This window comes from Enterococcus sp. LJL51, assembly GCF_054871795.1.
Window position 1 is genome coordinate 126,011 of record NZ_JBTXLW010000007.1, and the last position, 19,234, is coordinate 145,244.

Sequence of the window (19,234 nt, forward strand, 5' to 3'; positions counted from 1 at the left end):
CGCAGCTACAGGCAGCTTCAGCCAATCTAATCGTTTCTCTTTATATAAAAATAATTCTATAGATAGGGGTAATAAATGTGACGAACGTTTCCGAAATGACAAACGTTGAAAAAATCATCGTGTTGGACTATGGCAGCCAATACAATCAGCTGATCACCCGCCGTATCCGTGAGTTCGGTGTGTTTTCAGAGTTATTGAGCCACCGCATTACTGCTGCAGAAGTGAAAGAAATCGCACCTAAGGGCATCATCTTATCTGGTGGTCCCAACAGTGTGTATGATGACCAAGCTTTCCGCATCGATCCTGAGATTCTCGAATTAGGTATTCCAATTCTAGGTATCTGCTACGGGATGCAGCTTTTGACTTATTGTCTAGACGGAAAAGTTGAACCAGCCAAAAACCGTGAATACGGAAAAGCTGAACTGGAAGTAACAGCAGCCGATGCGGCTTTATTCAAAGGCTTGCCTTCACCGCAAACTGTCTGGATGAGCCATGGAGATTTAGTCACCGAGCTTCCTAAAGGCTTCGAGCTTGTTGCTACAAGTAAAGACTGTCCCATTGCTTCTATTCAAAATAAAGAACGCAACTTTTATGGCGTACAATTCCACCCGGAAGTTCGCCATTCTGAATACGGTAATGATCTGCTCCGTCATTTCGCCTTTGATGTCTGCAACTGTATTGGCGACTGGTCGATGGAAAACTTCATTGATATGGAAATCGCAAAGGTGCGTGAGCAGGTAGGCGACCGTAAAGTTCTGCTGGCACTGTCCGGCGGAGTGGATTCCAGCGTTGTCGGCGTACTGCTGCAAAAAGCCATTGGCGACCAATTGACGTGTATCTTTGTCGATCATGGATTGCTTCGCAAAGGTGAAGGCGATCAGGTGATGGATATGCTTGGCGGAAAATTTGGCTTAAACATTATCCGTGTGAACGCTCAAAAACGTTTCCTTGATAAATTAGCCGGTGTTTCTGATCCGGAAGAAAAACGTAAAATCATTGGTAATGAGTTCGTCTATGTCTTCGATGATGAAGCAACCAAGCTGGAAGGCATTGACTTCCTTGCACAAGGAACGCTTTATACAGACGTGATTGAAAGCGGTACTGAAACTGCGCAGACAATCAAATCCCACCACAACGTAGGTGGTCTGCCGGAAGACATGCAGTTCAAATTAATCGAACCATTAAATACCCTGTTCAAGGATGAAGTTCGTGCCTTGGGTACAGAGCTAGGCATGCCTGACCATATCGTTTGGCGGCAGCCATTCCCTGGACCTGGTCTAGGCATCCGCGTACTTGGTGAAATCACTGAAGAAAAACTGGAAATCGTTCGCGAATCAGATGCCATTCTTAGAGAAGAAATCGCTAATGCTGGCCTAGACCGTGATATCTGGCAATACTTCACTGTGCTGCCCGGCATCCGCAGTGTAGGTGTAATGGGTGATGGACGGACATATGACTATACAGTGGGCATCCGTGCAGTAACCTCAATCGACGGCATGACTGCCGACTTCGCCCGTATCCCATGGGAAGTCCTGCAGAAAATCAGCGTACGTATTGTGAACGAAGTGGCTCATGTCAATCGTATCGTGTACGATATTACGAGTAAGCCGCCAGCAACTGTGGAGTGGGAATAAAGAGCCAACATAATATGAATAGGGAATACCGATAAATCAACGTTTTTCAACTTATGAAATGCTTGATTTTCATTAAAAATGATATGGTTCCCTACCATTTTCCCTACCAAAATAAAACCCTGCTAAGATGATCCTTGGCAGGGAATTTTTGTATATTAATTTTTTAATGGCATAATCCTCTATACTATGTTCGGGTTAATTTTATACCTTCCAATAATTCAACAGTGCCTCCTCGTTCAGTTTCATCAACTCTATACTTAGGGGCTACAAAGTTATCTTGCCAGAATACGCACAATTCGTTATTCGCATTTTTAATTTCAACTGCATTAGGATATTTCTCTCTTTGATTATTTATGTTAGTAAACTTATTTCTCCCTAAAATTGCATCACTAGCAATAGCTATTAAGATTTCATCTGATAATTCTTTTTTATTCAGCTTAATATATATTCTATTCCCTCCAATTGCTGAGAGCTCTTTTGCTTCTTGAATATAGTTTGGTATATCATGATCTAGATGTGCATACTTCCGAAATCTAATTTTTCTTGCTAATAGCTTTGCACAATATTTAACATAAGGATATACTCGATTTTTATATTCACTAAATATTATTTTCTTTTCAATGAAAATCATTTCTCTAATTAAGTAAATAACTGGTATATTGATTATCCAAACTAATGGTTCTAAACCGAATGATAACCAAAAATTCAACGTAAAAACATCATTAATATTCTTAATAAACTGAGAAAAAGAACTAAAGATCATAAACAAAGAGATTGTTATTAAGAAAAAATTGAAGAATTTAGCCACTATTTTTGTATCTTCTTTTTGATTTCCAATTGCTATTAAGACAGAAAGTATTGTCAAAACAAACACTAATATCATTTCCCAAACAACAGAAAAAGTATAAGATGAATTTATAAACAATGGAATTGCAGCAAGACCAAATAATTCTGCTTTCTTTTCATGAAATAGTTGTTTGAAATTTAATTTTTTTAAATAAGCAACTATAGGATATACAGAGAAAAACAGTATGATTAGATAATCTTTTATATACCAGAGTGAAATTTCTAAATTTTCTTTATATGCAAAATAGTAGACTATACATAAATAAAGGAAATTGAAGCCTATAATCACAATAGAAATGGGATTTAGAAGAAATTTAAATGTATATTTAACAACATCCATTAAAGAATCTAAAATACCATTTTTTCTCCTAAATACAATACTTAAAAAAATCAAGATTAATATCCAGTATAAAATCGCTTGTTCTCTTGTACTCAATTTGAACTCCCCCTATAACATAGTCTACACAATTCTATCACAGATTTTATCTATCATTACTTACACACTAAAATTATATATTCATTTTCCAAATCAGAATAACATTTTTTGCTTAATAATACGTCAAGCTACTAATCTAATCAATTCCAATGAGAATCAAAACAAATGACGAGTAGTCCTACTTTTAATAGTATCGTGGCTGAGAATAATCTTTTTATCTTGCTCTAATATTTTCAATACACAAGAGATATCCAGCAAAATCGCCCCATCGCTTCCTGTCTTCTGATGACCCTAGTTTTCTCTTCCAACTAGTATCTAATTCTAGTTGTTCACCTAACTTATGAAATGCCTTTAAATTAATCATAAAGGTATCGTGATAGCTAGTCCTTAAATTATCTTTCTCATTTTTCTCTTCACGAGAAAAATAATTCCAATTAATTCGTATATTCGCATAAATTAAAGCAGAATCTACGACTTCTTTCCATAATTCGTTTAAATAATCATCCTTGCATTCCAGCATTTTAAAAATCAAATTGTATATTTCCAATGATTCTTCAAAAGACATAGAGTTATTTTTTTGTAAATAGCTGTCATAATCTAACACGAAATCTTCTCCTTAGTAAATAAAAACTAACGTTTCAATCTTCATCAAAGATGTTATTAATTAATTTGTCAAAAATATTCCGTCTTTCCCCATTTGATTTATTGCTAAAATCAATTGTTTCAATCCACATAACTAGATTCTCTTCAGTCTTTATATCCAAGTTATCATTAAAAATAAAATATCCAACTAAATATAAAATATAATCCATTCTGTCAACAAATTCTTCTAAGTCATTGTTTTGTATAAAAGATAATGCTCTATCTAAACCGCCTAAAGATAATTCAATAACTTTTTTTAAATCGTCAACAGTTAGTTTAGTTATCTGAGATTCCTTAGTATCTGACGGAATGGGTGCGTAGTTATTACTATGTTGCCCATTTTTTTTAACTTTTTCAAATGCAGGATTTAAAGAAGCAACTGGATAAGAGACATTTGTTGTAAACGGTGAAAATAATTCATCATATCCAAATGTTTGAATTTTTTCCTTAAAGGGAGCAACATAGTCCGAGTAAATATCAAAATCGTGGAGTTTTAACTTTGAAAAACTCATTTGTAAAGCCGAAACTCTACTTCCAGCGTTGTTTAGCACTTCAAACCACTCAATTTGTTCATCCTCTGTCAAATTATCAGCAATATTAATTGTATAATTATAACTCATCATTTTGCTTCTAACTTGCGTTAAAATAGGGAAAAGCTCTTGTACAAGATCTTTTTCTTGGAGATGATGCAGTAAAACTCCATCATCTTCATTTAAAACTACTCCAACAGGAACATGGTAATCTTTTATACTACCGTCTACTATCTTGAATTTCGCAGCCGATACGTCTAGAAATATATTTCTAAAATCTTCATGATTTGTATATGCTTTATAATTTGTAGACAAACGCTGTTGTCCGTCAACTACAGATTGATGATCTGCTTCAATTTGATTTGAATCAATAAGCTCCCTATTAATAAAAGAGACTTGAGGAACCGCATTTATCCCCGTACTCATCTGATTAATAGATATTGGTGCAACTGGTGCTTTTCCGAATAGTTGATAATTTAATAATGCCATTGATTTTTGTACATTCCAACTCAAATCTCTTTGATATAAAGGTAATGTAATTTTATTTCTTTTAATATATTTACACATGTCTAAAATACTTAACTGATGGCTTTTTTTTGTCGGGTTAAATCCAACAGCAGCTACTATTTTTTTATTAATCCTAACCATGACGAAAAACCTCTTTTCTATTTTTCTCTTTACAAATACCATAATAACAAATATCAACATCTTTGTATACATAAAAAAAGTAGCTGCTAAAAGTAGCTGCTACTTCTCTAGGGCATTAATATCTAAACTATTTTTTTTCGTTGCATTCTAGTTTCCCAATACTCGTTGCTGTCTTTTTAAGGTAATAGTTCATCATCTGTGAGAATCGTATCTAGTTTCCAAATTTTGAATCCTTGTTCAGCATAGCTTTTTTCAGCGCTTAGAAAAAGACATTCTATAACTGGTGAACGACTATCGCCAGAATAAATTGCTGCAAATAAGTTATTCTCTTTTTCAATCACATGAACAGTATTATCACCATTATTAATCCAAAAGATGTCATTAACTTTGGGTTTGTTCGTATCTAGAATCATTGAATCACCTCCTTAAATTTTTGTTCTACCTTAAGTGTAAATAATGCTAGTTTCCAACGTAATGTGATTACTAGAAAATTCCATTGAGCTCTTTTTACACCTCGTAATGGTCTAATTGCAAGGAACCAAATAAGAATGAATAGAAGCAGTCCAAAATGAATAGCTTGAATAGCATTTGAAGGTGCTGGTTGAATTTGAGATGAGTAGAATAAAAAATTAATAAATTGAATTAACTTAATAGTTAGATAAGCATTAAGAGCTAATAAAAACCTTTTTTGAGATTTACACCCATCATAGGAACCATTTAATAAAGAAATAAGTCGTTTCATTTTTATCACTACTTTCTTTTTGTTTGTGTATTCACTTTTTTGGAGGCCGAGACAAAAGTGTTTAGCTCCGAGAAATATGACGGATTATCCGAAAATAGTTTTTCATATTTTTGAGATAGTTCGGCTTATTTCCGAGAGAGCTACTTTTGGAACGCCGTTTATTCGGATTTTAGAGAAAGAAGAGTTCAGGCATTTACTTATGTCCCAAACTCATTAGCAACGGTACGCCGTTGCTAATCGGTTCATGTTTTACATTATTTCATATCGAATGTCTTTCTAAGCTCTGCAAATTAAACAATAGATTTTACGATCAAATTCAGTCCATTCTTTTGTGTGTAATTACTTTGTGTACATACGTTGCATTTGTGCTACGAAGAAATATCAATTCTGTTTTATTGTTATCTAAAAATCCAATTTCTTTTGTAGAACGACATATATGTTGTTCCGTTTTTTGTTAGTATTTCACTTGTCGATAGATAATAAAATGCAACAAAAGAGTACCCGAAACGTAGTGAAGGGCAAGACCGAAGAAAAGCTCGCAGAGTTTTTTGTAGTGTCGCAGTAAGGGGGATGGTCTTTCCTTGTGTACCTCGATTTTGCAACATGAAGTACCTGCATTTAAAAATCATTGATATAATGCCATTCACAGCGAGCATCGCTGCGGCGATTTTTAGGTACAGTAGGGTCAGTAGGTACAGTAGCCAGGCTGTAAGCCGCATGGCTACGTTAAATCGCTGTACCTAATATTGCAAAAATGAATGATCTTCTGCTGTACACTGTACCTCGACGGTTTTACAACAAAATAGCACAGCGCTATTCGAGGTGTACCTAAAAAATTGGTGTGCAGTTGTTGCAATATTGGTACACAAAATCAGGGGAATGATTTTTAGGGCGAGAACGCAGTGACGCCCAGATCGGGCACAAGGCGGTAGCGTAACGCAGTGAAGCTTTTATATAATACGTCCTGAAGGTGATATAGGTTTCGCACCGAAACCTGTTATAAAAAAGCTGGCTGCAAGCCTATTGAATTGTGTAGTTGGTGTACAAAATGGGAATGGGCTGAGCCGAGTCGGACACTGGAAAGGTTACTAAACAAGTAACCGAGGCAAGCGGGGTTCCCTGCTCATTTTGAAGCCTAGTATCTCATGGCTTTATTGGGCGAAAACGCAGTGATACCAATGAATTAGCCGAAATTTAGAGGCCCAAATGAAGGAATGACGGTAAAAATCAGGAGATGAATTTGTCTTATGACAAAGTTTTAATAAAAAAAGAAAAGATGGTTGCTTCTTTAATGATCGTACTCTGATTCACGAGGGAATAGGTTAGTCTAGTATTAAAAAAAGAACCAATCAAAAAGATTGGCTTTTGTGTATTTTTCACTAAATTCAGATAAAAATCTCGTGTAATTATTTTTGCTATTTTCAATCAACACATGCTACATCTGCGATAAATTTGTTTCTAAATCAGTTTACTTTTTTCAGTATCAGTTTTGAGGACTGTATTCCTTACATATGTTTCTTTTATTTGGTTGTTTTTCAAAAAAATCATTGTAAGAATTTTTAATTAGGTGGTTCCTTTTGGTTCCCTAATTTGGCTAAAAGTTCCCTAGTTTTTTGTCATTTTTGAGTATTTTAAGTTTGTTATCTGTGGGTAACTTATTAACGATTTGATCTTTTATGCTTATCTTATCGTTATTGTATTTTGCTCTCACGCTTAATTTAATGATAAAGGTTCCCTAGTTTGTCCTGATAAATTTGTAACTAGGGAACTTTTTTGTAAAAATAGGAACCACTAAATCTTTTTATATCAAGCCTAATAGACTCTTGTTCCCTTAGTTCCTTTATTTAACCCAGTAAATAATAAAAAATAACATGCTCTTTTCGTTAATGTTATGTTATTAGTTATTCATAACATGTGGATAAGAGAGCAAATTTATTTAAATGGAGTTTGAAAAAAATAGGAACCTTTATATTTAAAGAAAAAAATAATAACATAACAAAATATTGGACACAAGATTGTTGTCATATAGGCATTTATCTAACATTTCGTCTATTTGAACTTCACGAGATTTTATATTATGACGGATGATTATGGGCAACAATAATTTGAGCGGCGTTATCTCTTATTGCTTCTCGAAAGATGTCTCTGGGGTGTGCAATACTTTGATTTAACGTTCCAATAAATAGGGTTCTTTGTCTAATAATTTGATTCTTAGTGTTTAATGTTAGAAGAATAAAATGCTCTTGCTCTAAATCACATGTCTCTTGAATTAAGTGTTGAGCAAGCCCATACGAGCTTGTTATCTTCTCCTTTTTCACACCAAATTGTAAAATACGCTTTGATAGTTCAAAACTTGCTTTGAATTGGAATTCCATAGTCGTTGGAAATTTAGAAAGTCCATTTCTTAAATCTGTTAAACCATCTATACTGTCTAGCAACTTGGCAGCTTCAGAAGGTTTTAAATTGAATGAAAGTTCAATTAGCTCTTGGGTACTTAGTTCATTGAAATTTGTTGTCCTTATTCGATTATTAAACGTATTAGAGATCATTAATTGCTTTGTACAAGTATTTTCTGCAGTTCTTGTCATACTTAATCATTCCTTTTCTATTTATTCATTTCTTCTTTTGGCAAGCTCAGCTTGCACCTATATCTTATAAGATATAGACTCGCTTTATTTTTAACATCTAATAAAAATACGACAATTTATGTTATTTTTCTGTTAAAATGATATTGTATGCATTAATGGATTGAATAAATATGAAAAATAGTGATCTTTGGTCCATAAAGTTCGATCCTATTATCAAATCCATACCAACCCCCTGTTCTTATAGAAATATTCATAGCATTAAGAATAAAAAAACTGATTTAAACAAAGCAATTGAAAATACACAAATATAGTGAGGTTAGATAATGTCTAGATCAATTGAAGTGAAAAAAGTATTAAAGTGTAAAATATCTGAATCTAATTTATATTCTTATTTTATAGATTTTGATTTAGATTCTGAAGGAAATCTAGGTCAAAGACTTGCAGAATTTGTACATTTACTCACTCAAGAAATACCAAATTTCGCATTGGGATTCCATGAGGGAGACAGTATCCCTCAAGAAAAACTTTTAGATACTTTAATCGACGCAGCTAACTCTATCTATAAAATAGATTGCTATCAAGAAGTTTCACAGATTTATGAAACTGGTGAATGTCTAGAAGATGATATATCCGATAAGTATCTTAGACGTGGAGAATTTGGAGAACTAATTTTACATTCGGTATTAAAATACTATTTTGAAACATTTCCATTAATAGCAAAAATATATTTTAAAGATTCATACGGACATGCTGTGCACGGTTTTGATTCTATTCATATTCAACCAAAAACTAATACGCTCTGGTTAGGTGAATCAAAATTGTATACGGATGGAAAAAGAGGTGTGGATGCATTAGTAGAAGACTTATATGAGCATTTTAATATAGATTACTTTCATAGTGAATTTAATGTAATATCAAAAAGATTGAAAGACTCAAAAGCTATTATAGACAGCCACGGTCATGATACCGAATACTGGGTCTCACTATTAAATCAGTATACAAGCATATCGGAAAAACTGGATAATATAACTATCCCACTATTTTGTGCATATGAAACAGATTTTTTTGATAGCTTTGAGAATGATTTTGATACCTTTGAAACAAAGTACATGGAAGAAATTAGTATGTTACATGAACGATTTCTAAATAAAAGCTCCCGCCACCCTTGGAGCAAAAAAATGAATATTGTAGTGATACTAATGCCATTGGAGAGCAAAAAAAAATTAGTATCAATGTTACACAAAAAACTTAAAACCATACAAAGCTTAGGTGTAGAAAGGATTTGATTATATGGATTGGAATAAAGTAGACATTTACTCTGTAAAAGAATTAAGTTTTGAAGATAGTTTTTCTCTAGCTAAATTTACATCTAACTTGTCTTTGAATAACAAAAAGGACATAGCAAGAAAAATTATAATTCATATATTAGAGATTTGGGAAAACATCGATTCTTCCACCAAAGAAATATGGATGGACATTGTAGAGTCAGCCGGATTTTATCCATATCTGACTAGTAACTCAACTCTGGATACGACTTCTGAAATTAGAAAAGCTTTCCATTCTTCAAATTATTTAGATAATGTAGTATTTCATAAGGAACAAAAACATCTTTCTACTTTAATTGAGAAAAAAGAAAACATTGTAGTAAGCGCTCCCACCAGTTTTGGAAAAAGTTTATTAATACAAGAAATTGTTGCTAGCAGGAAATTTAAAAATATCCTCATTATTCAACCCACTCTGGCATTAATTAATGAAACAAGAATAAAACTTAAACCCTATCAAGAGTACAATATAGTTGTAAATACTTCACAGAAAATGGAAGACAAAAATATATTTATTTTGACAGCCGAACGTGTTTTAGAATATCCTAACTTCCCTATAGTGGATTATTGCATTTTAGACGAATTTTATAAAGTTAGTTCCTCGCGAGATGATGAACGATCTGATGTTTTAAATATAGCGCTTAAAAAAATACTGGATAACAATAACACTATTTTCTATTTTTTAGGTCCAAATATAGATGAAATATCTCACGGCTTCGAAAATCACTACAATGCCCAATTTATAAAAACTGATTACACTCTAGTAGATACTAAAGTGGAAATGATAAATATAGATTTTCAAAGCGATAAACCAAGATCAATGGAAAAAGAAAGGAAACTCAAACTTTTCAAAATGCTCTCAGAAAAAGAAAAGGAACAATCTATAGTATATCTTTCATCTCCAGACAGAGCGCTAAAAGTGGCTAAAGAATACTTAGAGTATTTAAACACTAATAATCTTTTAGCAAAAGAACAGCACTTACCTATTAGTGAATGGATACAAGAAAACATAAACTCTAATTGGAGTTTTAATAAACTAATCCAGCAAAAAATCGGTGTTCATTCTGGAACAATACCAAAACATTTGACCCATTCAATAATAGATTACTTTAATAGAGGTTTATTACAGGTACTATTTTGTACATCTACAATTATTGAAGGAGTAAATACAAGTGCAAAAAACGTCTTTATTTTTGATGAAAAGAAGGGGCCAAATAAAATAGACTACTTTGATTTCTCAAATATTCGTGGAAGAGCAGGCAGACTATTAGAGCACTTTACAGGCTATGTATATGTCTTCCATCCGATTCCGGAAAAAGAGAAAATAGAGTTAGATATTCCTTTCTTTGATCAAGAAAAAATTTCTGATGAAATATTAATCAACTTTGAAAAAAAAGAAGTTAAAAGTGAACATATTTCTAGATTTGAAGAATTAATGAATTATGATGATGATTTACTCAAAGTGATCAAAAAGAATGCTGTGTCTGTATCTGGTCAAAAGAAGATAATCGAGAATATTAAAATAACTTTGAAAGAAAAACCAGAATTAGTATTATGGAGTGGCATTCCAAAATACGAAGCACTAGCTTATATTCTTAACATTTGTTGGGACAATTTGTTAAAAGACACTGAAACTACAAGACCTATGACTAGAAATAAACTTCCTGTAGTAGCTTATAATAGCCTAATAAGTAAATCCACATCAGAATCTTTAAATAATGAGTTCAAATATTTAAAAGATAATAATCCCAAATGGACTAATCAAAGAGTTTTAGATCAGGCTGTCACTAACTATTTTCGTGAGCAAAGACATTGGATTTCTTATAAAGTACCGAAATGGATAGGCGTTGTAGATAGTCTACAAAAAGAAGTGTGCAAACAAATGGGAATAATTAACGTTGGTGATTATACTTATGCTGCTTCTCAACTAGAAAATGAAGGAATGGATAGTACTTTATCTATCTTACTAGACATGGGGATACCTTCTAGTGCTATTAACAAATTGAAGTATGCGGTGGATGGAATTACAGACTTCAGGGATTTAGTAAAGCACGTAAAGAGAATAGCTGATTCTAATCAATATTCTTTAATAGAGTATGAAAAAAACAAAATATATGACCTTTAAAGGATGTATATGTAATGAGCTAAAAAGGAGGATAATTTATGAAAAAGCAATTAGATATCTATTCGATGGAAATGAATGAATCTACAGGAAAAATTGATGTTCAATTCTCAAAAGGCCAAAAAATCTATTCTTATAACAAATTTTCTCTAGATTTCATTGATAATAATACACAAGAGAAATTGGAATTATACAGTTTTTTACTGAATGAAACTACAGGTAACATAGATTTAAAATTTTCTAAAGATGGAGACATAATTTCCTACAGCAAATCCTCTATTTCTATTTTCAAAAATGGTTCAACTAATACTGAATCTAAAAATAATTTTGGAAACACTAATGATAGTAATAATATAATTCAGAATCTCAGTTCTAATGAAAACATTCCCGTTTACACTTACGAAAAAAAGTGTTACAGATGCAAAAAACAAACCCCTATTTTCACATATTGTTTATTTGAATCTGGAGATAGTTTACTTTTCCCTTGGGATAAGAATAGATTATTCAAAGAACAGAGTTTAGAACTTTTAAAATATCATATGCAAGATTCTACAATAGAATTCTACCCCATTAATTTATTAGGAGATATCAAACACTTGGATAAAAAAATGATGAATCTGTTTTCAACTGTAAAAAATGAATATAGTAACACAAGAAAAGAAGTATATTGTATGAATGTATGTCAGCATTGTGGGGCTAAACAAGGAGAATACTTTGTGTACAGAGATATGAATGAATTTATTTCACATATGACTGAGTTAGAGATAGAGTGTTATATTTAATTCAAACTACTATTCAATAATAACTATTAAAAAAAGGAGATTAAATATGATCTTAAAAGAACGAAGTTCAGAATTACTATCACGACTTCAAAATGAGTATCTAGCAAGAGGTATTGAAGCTAATATGACTAAAAACATTCCGAAAAAACTATATAGATACTCAGGAGTGACACCATATTTGCTGGAAAATTTAGAAAAAAATCAGGTCACAGCAGTTTCTCCAAGCCATTTTAATGATAGTTTTGATTCACTAATGATTACTAACACAAAAGACACTATTATAGAACAGTATAATGAGAGAGTTTTATTAGCTCGAAAAGTTAATCAAGTATGGCCTATGTCGAAAAACAATTTTATTGAAGCTATGGAAAATCAAATAGAAATATACAAAACTTTTGCGCAAAAAGAATTGATGATCTGTTGTTTTACTGAAAATGCTGATAGTAGCTATATGTGGGGTCATTATGGAAATAATGCTGGTGTCTGCCTCGAATATTCTACTAAAATGAGGTCTTTCGATTTTATTTATCCTGTCACCTACAGTACAACTCCAATTAGCGTGACAGAACTAGTAGACCCTGTAACCGACGAAAATATTGAAATTGCAGTTTTATTGTCTGCTCTTTATAAGGATAATGAGTGGTCTCCAGAAAAAGAATGGCGTATTATTCTACCTAATTTGAAACCAAATTCACATAAAAAAGAAGATGGTTTTATGCTAGTTATAGTTAACACTCCAAATGAAATCACTTTAGGAACAAAATTTTTTAACGATATATTTGACGGCCAAACTATAAATGAAAATAAATATAAATTGTTGCGTATAGCTAAAAAACATGAAATACGAGTTTCAACATTGAGATACATAAATATACGAGAACCAAACAAAACAATAGTTAATACATCTGATTTAATTAGTACATTTGATAAATTTAAAAATAAACAATTATCCTCATATCAACTTGAAGAAATTATCGAACGAATTTTTAGAAATTAATATCTTGAAAAGTAACAACACGATATCTTGAAACCTTTATGATGGATTTCAAGATATCATAACTAATATTTTTTCACACAATTACCAATCAAAATTTTAAAAAAAAAAGTCCCTGTTTTACGGATTTAAAGACTTTATTTATAGCGAATTTTTCTATCATCCAGTTTCTTATTTAAAATTAACAACTGCTCAAAATAAGCATCTGTCCGATTGATTAGCAATTTATCTGTACTTTTACTATGCTGCTTAATAAAGTTTGCAATCTGATGCAACTCGCCTGCTCTCGCTTCTATCGCACTTGATTCCGCAATGAGTCTTTCTTTAGTCCCCTCTAACTCCTTGTTTCTATGAACCAAGAATTTATTTTGACCTATTAAGCTATAGTAGTTTTTGATCACAACTCTATTTACAAGTTCATTTACATATTCAGTAATATCTGTGATCCCTGCACCATTAATTTTTTCATCTTCATAATTACTTATTAAATAGCCTTTTAAGGACACAGTTATTTCTTTCTTCCATTCATCATTCACAAAAAAATCGATTGGCTCTTCTTGAATCTTTTTATACGTATCAGAAAGTGCAAAGGTTCGTACTGCTTCAACTGCTGCATGATTATATAATGTTAAAGGACGTCCTTTACCACCAGTTTTTTCATTTTTCGTTTTCGGCTTACCAACAAATCCAATCTCTTTGTCAAAATCAACTTCTGAAATAGCACGTAAAAAAGAGGCCTTCGATATCTTTTTACCATTTTCAGACAGCTCTTCTATTGCTTCATTTGTCGTATACCACGTTTGTTTTAGTTCTTCAATTATCCTTCTTTGCTGTTCATCCATTAAATTTCACCTCCGAAATTAAATAAGCTTGCTATACCAGTCATTGTATCATTTTTTTAGGTCTGATAAGAAAAAATACATCATAGATAATTAAGTTAAGAAGTAAATGCGCACCTATTTCTATGATAGCAACTGCTAGCTACAAAAAAGCAGTGTTAAAAATCAGCTAGCGATTTTTAACCTAAAGGAAATTCGATGTATAAGAAAAATATGGTTTCAAAAACAGATCTTGAAAAATTGGGATTTAAAACAAATCAATCCGTGACAATTATTCGACAAGCAAAATTAGGATGGTAAACGCAGGGTATCCATACTATAATAATAAAAGGGTCGGGGTTGTACCTCGGCATATAGTTGAAGAAATTATCGGTATTCCTCTTGAATTGGAGGAATAACCATGGCGAAAACAAAATATCCTTGCGTGTATCAAGATGCTAAAGGGCGTTTTTCGTATCTAATTGAACTTGGGTCAGACAAAGTCACTGGCAAACGAATTCAGAAAAAAGGAACAAAAGACCAGTTAGGGAAACGGTTTACCTCAGCAAAAGCAGCACATCAAGAAGTCATGCGTATTAAAAGTGAATATCTCAAAAGTAATGGTTTTGCCAACTATGATTTAACCTATGAAAAATTTATGGAGCAATCTTACATTCCTCATTATCAATCATCTGTACAGCGAAGTACCTGGTCTTCACGAGAATGTGGTTTAAAACAAATCACTAGTCATTTTGCTGATAAGAAATTGCGAGAAATCACTGTACTAGACTGCGAGAACTATCACATCTGGCTTTTAACCCAAAGTGGCTATTCTCAGGCATACAGTTCATTAATGTATGGTATGTTTCGTAAATCGCTTAATTATGCTGTTACTTTGCAGTTCTTGAATGAAAATATTTCTATGAGAACTAAAGCAATCCCCAAAGGAAAGTCAGTTGTTGCCTATTGGACAACAAGTTCTATCTGTTGTCTATAAGAATGATTTTTATGAGCATATGTGTTTTGTGATGATTTGGCTGTACTATATGACCGGTGTTCGCGTCAGTGAAGGTTTAGCTTTAAACTGGAATGATGTTGACTTGAAGAGAAAGAAGTTGAGGGTTCACCATACTTTGGACATGAAGAACCAAAGCGATTTTATTCGTAAACCTTACACTAAAACGGAGAGCGGTATGCGTATCATTTCGTTAGATGACGATACTGTTTCAATGCTGACAGAATGGAAAAAAGTCCAGAAAAATCATGGTGTTGAACAATTTATTTTGAGTTATACAGATTTACCTTTATATCGTTCAACTGTTCAACGCATTATTGAGCGTTATGCTAAACTTGCAAAAGTTCATCCTATTCAAGGAAAAGGATTACGTCATTCACATGTCAGCTATCTAATCAATGAATTTAATGCAGATATCCTTGTTGTATCCCAACGTTTAGGACATTCGTCACCAGAAATTACATTGAAACACTACGCGCATCTCTGGAGTCGTAACGATGAGGGAATTGCTGAACAAATGACGGGAAACATCCAATTTACTTTTGCAAAGGAATCAAAAATACCTAATTTTAGTGGAAAACAGGCAGTAAAAAACCCTACCATTTCCCTACTAAAACGGAAAATTATAAGGATAAATGTTGTTATAGCAACGTTTATGTAACGTGATTTACGTCGAGTGGGAATAAATAATAAAACCGTGAAACCTTTGATATCAGAGGTTTTCACGGTTATTTTTTTATTTGTGCAACCATTTTGCAACCAATAAGGAATCGCCATAGCCAATAATTATTTCATTTAAAATATCTAAAATAGGTCGAAAATTTTCAAAATCAATTTCTTCATAATGTTTCAAAACGTATTTTGAAAATATTTCTTTTCCGTAACAGCTATTACTATCCCCATCTTTAGAAAATTTTTTCCCGCCTTCTTCATGTGCCAAAGTTTTATTATCAAACAAATCTTCTATCTCGGTTTCTATAGAATTTTTTAGTAAATGATTTGTCACTAAAAATAAATTTTCGGTAACTCTTAACGATAAATTATCCTCTAAAAACTTTATTCTATCTTTCTTAACTTGTGCATTTTCTTTACTATATACGTAATTTATAAACGATTTCAATGGTTTTTCTTTTTTACTTGATATCTCGTTATCAAAAATAAAGATAGTTGGGCTAGCTGGTCTACTACCAAAAGAATTGAAACATTTCAAATAGTTGGGATATAGTTTATTATTTTTTTCTGAAAAAAAATTGTACAAATTTTTCATTGAATCCGCACCATCAATCGGTAAATTAAAAAAATATTTATACCTAGAGATATCTTTACCATTTTTTTGTTTACTCTTTCTAAAGAAAAACACTTTGAATTTAAATTCATTATTCTTTTTTTCAACAAGATTTGGATAATCTTTATATAAACTTTTCAGTGCCGCTTTTATATATCTTATATCAGTTTTTCCTTCTGTAACAATTGTAGGTATTACATTACCATAAAAATATTTATAATAAAGAAATTTTTGATATTCTTTTTCTCTTGCATTTAACATCTGTAACATGACATGATGATTTTTTTCTTTTCGTTTTGTAGGCAATAAGTACTTTTGATACTCAATGTTATTATCATCAAGAGAAAGATCATATTCTAATTTATTATTCCATTTGTCTAGCTGGTTTATAAATGCAAACCGACCTTCTAATTGATTAATATTACCTGAGACGTTATTTATCATAAATTCCCCATTTTTATAAAGGCTATAAGCCATTGCTCTAGTATTTTTGTAATATTCTCTAGGGACATTAATTTTTTTATTTACAATTAAGCCAGTAACTTCTTGACGGGAGCAATTAAATTGTAATCTTGTTTTTTCATTATTTATTTTAAATCCTGCACGTTCTATTTCTTCATTCAGTTTCTTTAAAAATACTGTTTCTTGACCTAAAAAAATTTTATTATTTGTTGAAAATGTTAAGTCATCAGCATATCTTGAGTAATCTAATTTAAATTGCTTAGCAAGTTTTAAGATTCTAAAATCCATTATCTTACATATCAAATTGGTAATTATCGGTGAGCTTGGTGCTCCTTGTGGCAACACACCTTGATAACATGTAAGTTGTGCAATAATCAATGCAACCTCTTTTGGAACCTTAAAAGTATTGTCTTTTTCAAAAAAACCTTTTACTCTACCAAAATGAAAACTACTAAAAAAGTCTTCTAAATCCACATTCAACAAAAATCTTTTATTTCTATGAATTCTAGCGTTTGTTATAATGCTTTTCTTTTTCTCAAAAGCATGCGAGATGTTAGATTTTGCATTATTTTCTCTCCATGCTTTCTTTTGAGTTGTCCATAATAATTTAACCAACCTCTTCTGCACAAACTTTAGTTCATCATTAGGTGCATGTATTATTCTTATGCCACCATTTCTTTTTTTTATTTCAAACGTTTGATAAGAGTTCTCAGTACCTTTCTTATCCTTGTTATATAACAAATAAGTCATATTTTTTTTGGGAATGTTCAATAATTTAAAAAAGTCATCTCGATTTTTGATATCAGAAAAAGCGCTCATAAATACCTCCCTAAAAAACGTGTGGCAACTCATTAGGCGAAATCAGCGTAGAAAATTTCTATATGCTGAAAAGTTATCAGGCAGCTATACCTCCCAACAATTTAATCAAAACTTGCGAAACACAAGTACAAAATCTAGCCACACGCATCTTCATTTTACCATAAATACAACTATTTTTTACCCTTAAAATAAAAAAAGCTTATCTCATTATTTATCTGAGATAAGCCATATAGCAGAAAATTAAGATTTTTGTACTGTTTTTTCTACATTTTTACTTTTCCTTTTCCCTCTAAATTTATAACCTTTTCTTCCAAAGTATCCATACTCAGTATGAAATTCATATAGAACGCATTAAATATTCTAGCCTGCGCATGAAACTCTCTCACGATTTTTTCTTATTCAAAGGAATTGCTTGATTATCAAAGAAATTATGTATTTGTTTGAGTGGTTCTTTCCATGAAGCTAATTGTTCTAAATAATCTTTTAGCTCGTGAATATCCTGTTGAGTAATTTCTTTGATTGGTTGGTTATTTTTGGTTATTGTTTTTTTCATTATTTATACCTCCAAATTTTTTATGCGATTTTTGCATAGAAGTGAACATGCGAAAATCGCATACTATAAAATTGTCCTGAGGTGATTTTATGTATTATCAAATTCGCAACTTACGTGAGGACAATGACTTAAGCCAAGAACAGGTAGCCAAGCTTTTAAATGTCAGTCAAACAACTTACTCTCGATATGAAACAGGAGATTTGGAAATCCCTATTCCATCTTTAATAGCATTAGCTACCTTTTATTCTACCAGCATTGATTATCTCGTAGAATTAACAAAGTACAAACAAACTTATCCAAACAAAAAGAAGTAGATCAGAACAATACCATTAGTTAGGTACTATTCTGATCTACTATTATTCTATTTTAAAACTTTCATATTATCTGCTTTGAAAGATAACGCAATGATCTTCCAAATACTTCGATTATTTTGCCCAATAGTTCTTATTCTTTAGTCGACTATTCACTGTTTAACACCACTATAGCAACCTAAGAATAAAGTAAAGAATATCCTGTCCCAAAGTTCCTTAGCAACATAAGGCTGATTTTTAGCAAATATAGCTGTGCCTCCAAAAATGATTAGATAAATGTTTTTACTAAACATTTTAATCGTTTTACACTTCTATATAGTGAAATAAGCAAACACATCGAATTTAATAATAAAAAAATTAAAAAGGAGAACTATCTAGTGAGCAATTTGAATGTATCAGGTTCTATTGCTGGAACAGTTTCGTCAAGATTTAGCCAAGCAGCTAGTGCCTTAAATAGTATGTCACAGCCAGGACCAGCTGCTAATAGAACAAAGGTCTCCGGTCAGAGCAGCGCACAAAACGTTATAAGCCGGATGAGTGGTGTTGGTGGACAGATTTCAAATGCGTTAACCAGGGATGGAAACAACATTCATTCCGTTGCGAGTGAGTTTGCTGCTATTGATCAGCAGCTAGGTAAAGGATTTAATGGCTTAAGTATTCTTGCAGGACCAGGGAGAAGGTGAGA

The 19,234-nt window shown here is 32.1% G+C and carries 16 protein-coding genes and 2 pseudogenes; 9 read left to right on the forward strand and 9 right to left on the reverse strand.

The window, feature by feature from the left end; translation table 11 throughout:
* Positions 1-77: 77 nt before the first annotated feature.
* Positions 78-1,634, forward strand: a complete 1,557-nt coding sequence (gene guaA / locus ACYSNQ_RS09155) for a glutamine-hydrolyzing GMP synthase (protein ID WP_426082678.1) — start codon at positions 78-80, stop codon at positions 1,632-1,634.
* Positions 1,635-1,818: 184 nt separating this feature from the next.
* On the opposite strand, the gene ACYSNQ_RS09160 is transcribed toward guaA, so the two are convergent.
* From ACYSNQ_RS09160 to ACYSNQ_RS09185, 6 genes are all read right to left on the reverse strand, one after another.
* Positions 1,819-2,916, reverse strand: a complete 1,098-nt coding sequence (locus ACYSNQ_RS09160) for a hypothetical protein (protein ID WP_426082679.1) — start codon at positions 2,914-2,916, stop codon at positions 1,819-1,821.
* A 214-nt stretch (positions 2,917-3,130) separates the two neighbouring features.
* Complete coding sequence (locus tag ACYSNQ_RS09165; RefSeq protein ID WP_426082681.1) at positions 3,131-3,520, reverse strand: hypothetical protein; 390 nt, start codon at positions 3,518-3,520, stop codon at positions 3,131-3,133.
* Positions 3,521-3,554: 34 nt separating this feature from the next.
* On the reverse strand, positions 3,555-4,736 hold the full coding sequence (locus tag ACYSNQ_RS09170) for a GmrSD restriction endonuclease domain-containing protein (protein ID WP_426082683.1): 1,182 nt from the start codon (positions 4,734-4,736) through the stop codon (positions 3,555-3,557).
* Positions 4,737-4,912: 176 nt separating this feature from the next.
* Entirely contained in the window at positions 4,913-5,149 is a 237-nt protein-coding gene (locus tag ACYSNQ_RS09175) for a hypothetical protein (RefSeq protein WP_426082685.1), read from the reverse strand.
* The gene (locus ACYSNQ_RS09180) at positions 5,146-5,478 is read right to left on the reverse strand and encodes a hypothetical protein (protein WP_426082687.1); all 333 of its coding nucleotides are present in this window, start codon (positions 5,476-5,478) and stop codon (positions 5,146-5,148) included. The genes ACYSNQ_RS09175 and ACYSNQ_RS09180 overlap by 4 nt, the downstream gene beginning before the upstream one ends.
* 2,075 nt (positions 5,479-7,553) lie before the next feature.
* Entirely contained in the window at positions 7,554-8,066 is a 513-nt protein-coding gene (locus ACYSNQ_RS09185) for a JAB domain-containing protein (RefSeq protein ID WP_426082689.1), read from the reverse strand.
* Positions 8,067-8,389: 323 nt separating this feature from the next.
* On the opposite strand from ACYSNQ_RS09185, the gene ACYSNQ_RS09190 reads away from it, so the two are divergent.
* The 4 genes from ACYSNQ_RS09190 to ACYSNQ_RS09205 are packed head-to-tail and all read left to right on the forward strand — an operon-like array spanning position 8,390 to position 13,289.
* The gene (locus ACYSNQ_RS09190; protein ID WP_426082691.1) at positions 8,390-9,352 is read left to right on the forward strand and encodes a HamA C-terminal domain-containing protein; all 963 of its coding nucleotides are present in this window, start codon (positions 8,390-8,392) and stop codon (positions 9,350-9,352) included.
* Positions 9,353-9,356: 4 nt separating this feature from the next.
* Complete coding sequence (locus ACYSNQ_RS09195; protein WP_426082692.1) at positions 9,357-11,513, forward strand: DEAD/DEAH box helicase; 2,157 nt, start codon at positions 9,357-9,359, stop codon at positions 11,511-11,513.
* Positions 11,514-11,551: 38 nt separating this feature from the next.
* Entirely contained in the window at positions 11,552-12,292 is a 741-nt protein-coding gene (locus ACYSNQ_RS09200; protein ID WP_426082694.1) for a hypothetical protein, read from the forward strand.
* A gap of 46 nt (positions 12,293-12,338) precedes the next feature.
* On the forward strand, positions 12,339-13,289 hold the full coding sequence (locus ACYSNQ_RS09205) for a DUF2971 domain-containing protein (protein ID WP_426082696.1): 951 nt from the start codon (positions 12,339-12,341) through the stop codon (positions 13,287-13,289).
* Between the two features lie 134 nt (positions 13,290-13,423).
* Here ACYSNQ_RS09205 and ACYSNQ_RS09210 read toward each other — a convergent pair whose 3' ends face one another.
* Positions 13,424-14,128, reverse strand: a complete 705-nt coding sequence (locus ACYSNQ_RS09210; RefSeq protein ID WP_426082698.1) for a hypothetical protein — start codon at positions 14,126-14,128, stop codon at positions 13,424-13,426.
* A 210-nt stretch (positions 14,129-14,338) separates the two neighbouring features.
* Here ACYSNQ_RS09210 and ACYSNQ_RS09215 point away from each other — a divergent pair.
* Both ACYSNQ_RS09215 and ACYSNQ_RS09220 read left to right on the forward strand, forming a co-directional pair.
* A pseudogene (locus ACYSNQ_RS09215) lies at positions 14,339-14,523 on the forward strand (DUF3173 family protein).
* A 2-nt stretch (positions 14,524-14,525) separates the two neighbouring features.
* Positions 14,526-15,780: pseudogene (locus tag ACYSNQ_RS09220) on the forward strand (tyrosine-type recombinase/integrase).
* 75 nt (positions 15,781-15,855) lie between these two features.
* Here ACYSNQ_RS09220 and ACYSNQ_RS09225 read toward each other — a convergent pair.
* Positions 15,856-17,685, reverse strand: a complete 1,830-nt coding sequence (locus ACYSNQ_RS09225; protein ID WP_426082699.1) for a retron Ec67 family RNA-directed DNA polymerase/endonuclease — start codon at positions 17,683-17,685, stop codon at positions 15,856-15,858.
* Between the two features lie 382 nt (positions 17,686-18,067).
* Complete coding sequence (locus tag ACYSNQ_RS09230; RefSeq protein ID WP_426082700.1) at positions 18,068-18,238, reverse strand: hypothetical protein; 171 nt, start codon at positions 18,236-18,238, stop codon at positions 18,068-18,070.
* An 89-nt stretch (positions 18,239-18,327) separates the two neighbouring features.
* Between ACYSNQ_RS09230 and ACYSNQ_RS09235 the strand changes: the two genes are divergently transcribed.
* On the forward strand, positions 18,328-18,552 hold the full coding sequence (locus ACYSNQ_RS09235) for a helix-turn-helix domain-containing protein (protein WP_426082701.1): 225 nt from the start codon (positions 18,328-18,330) through the stop codon (positions 18,550-18,552).
* 374 nt (positions 18,553-18,926) lie between these two features.
* Positions 18,927-19,232, forward strand: coding sequence for a TIGR04197 family type VII secretion effector (locus tag ACYSNQ_RS09240; RefSeq protein ID WP_426082702.1), 306 nt, complete (start codon positions 18,927-18,929; stop codon positions 19,230-19,232).
* Positions 19,233-19,234 lie beyond the last annotated feature (2 nt).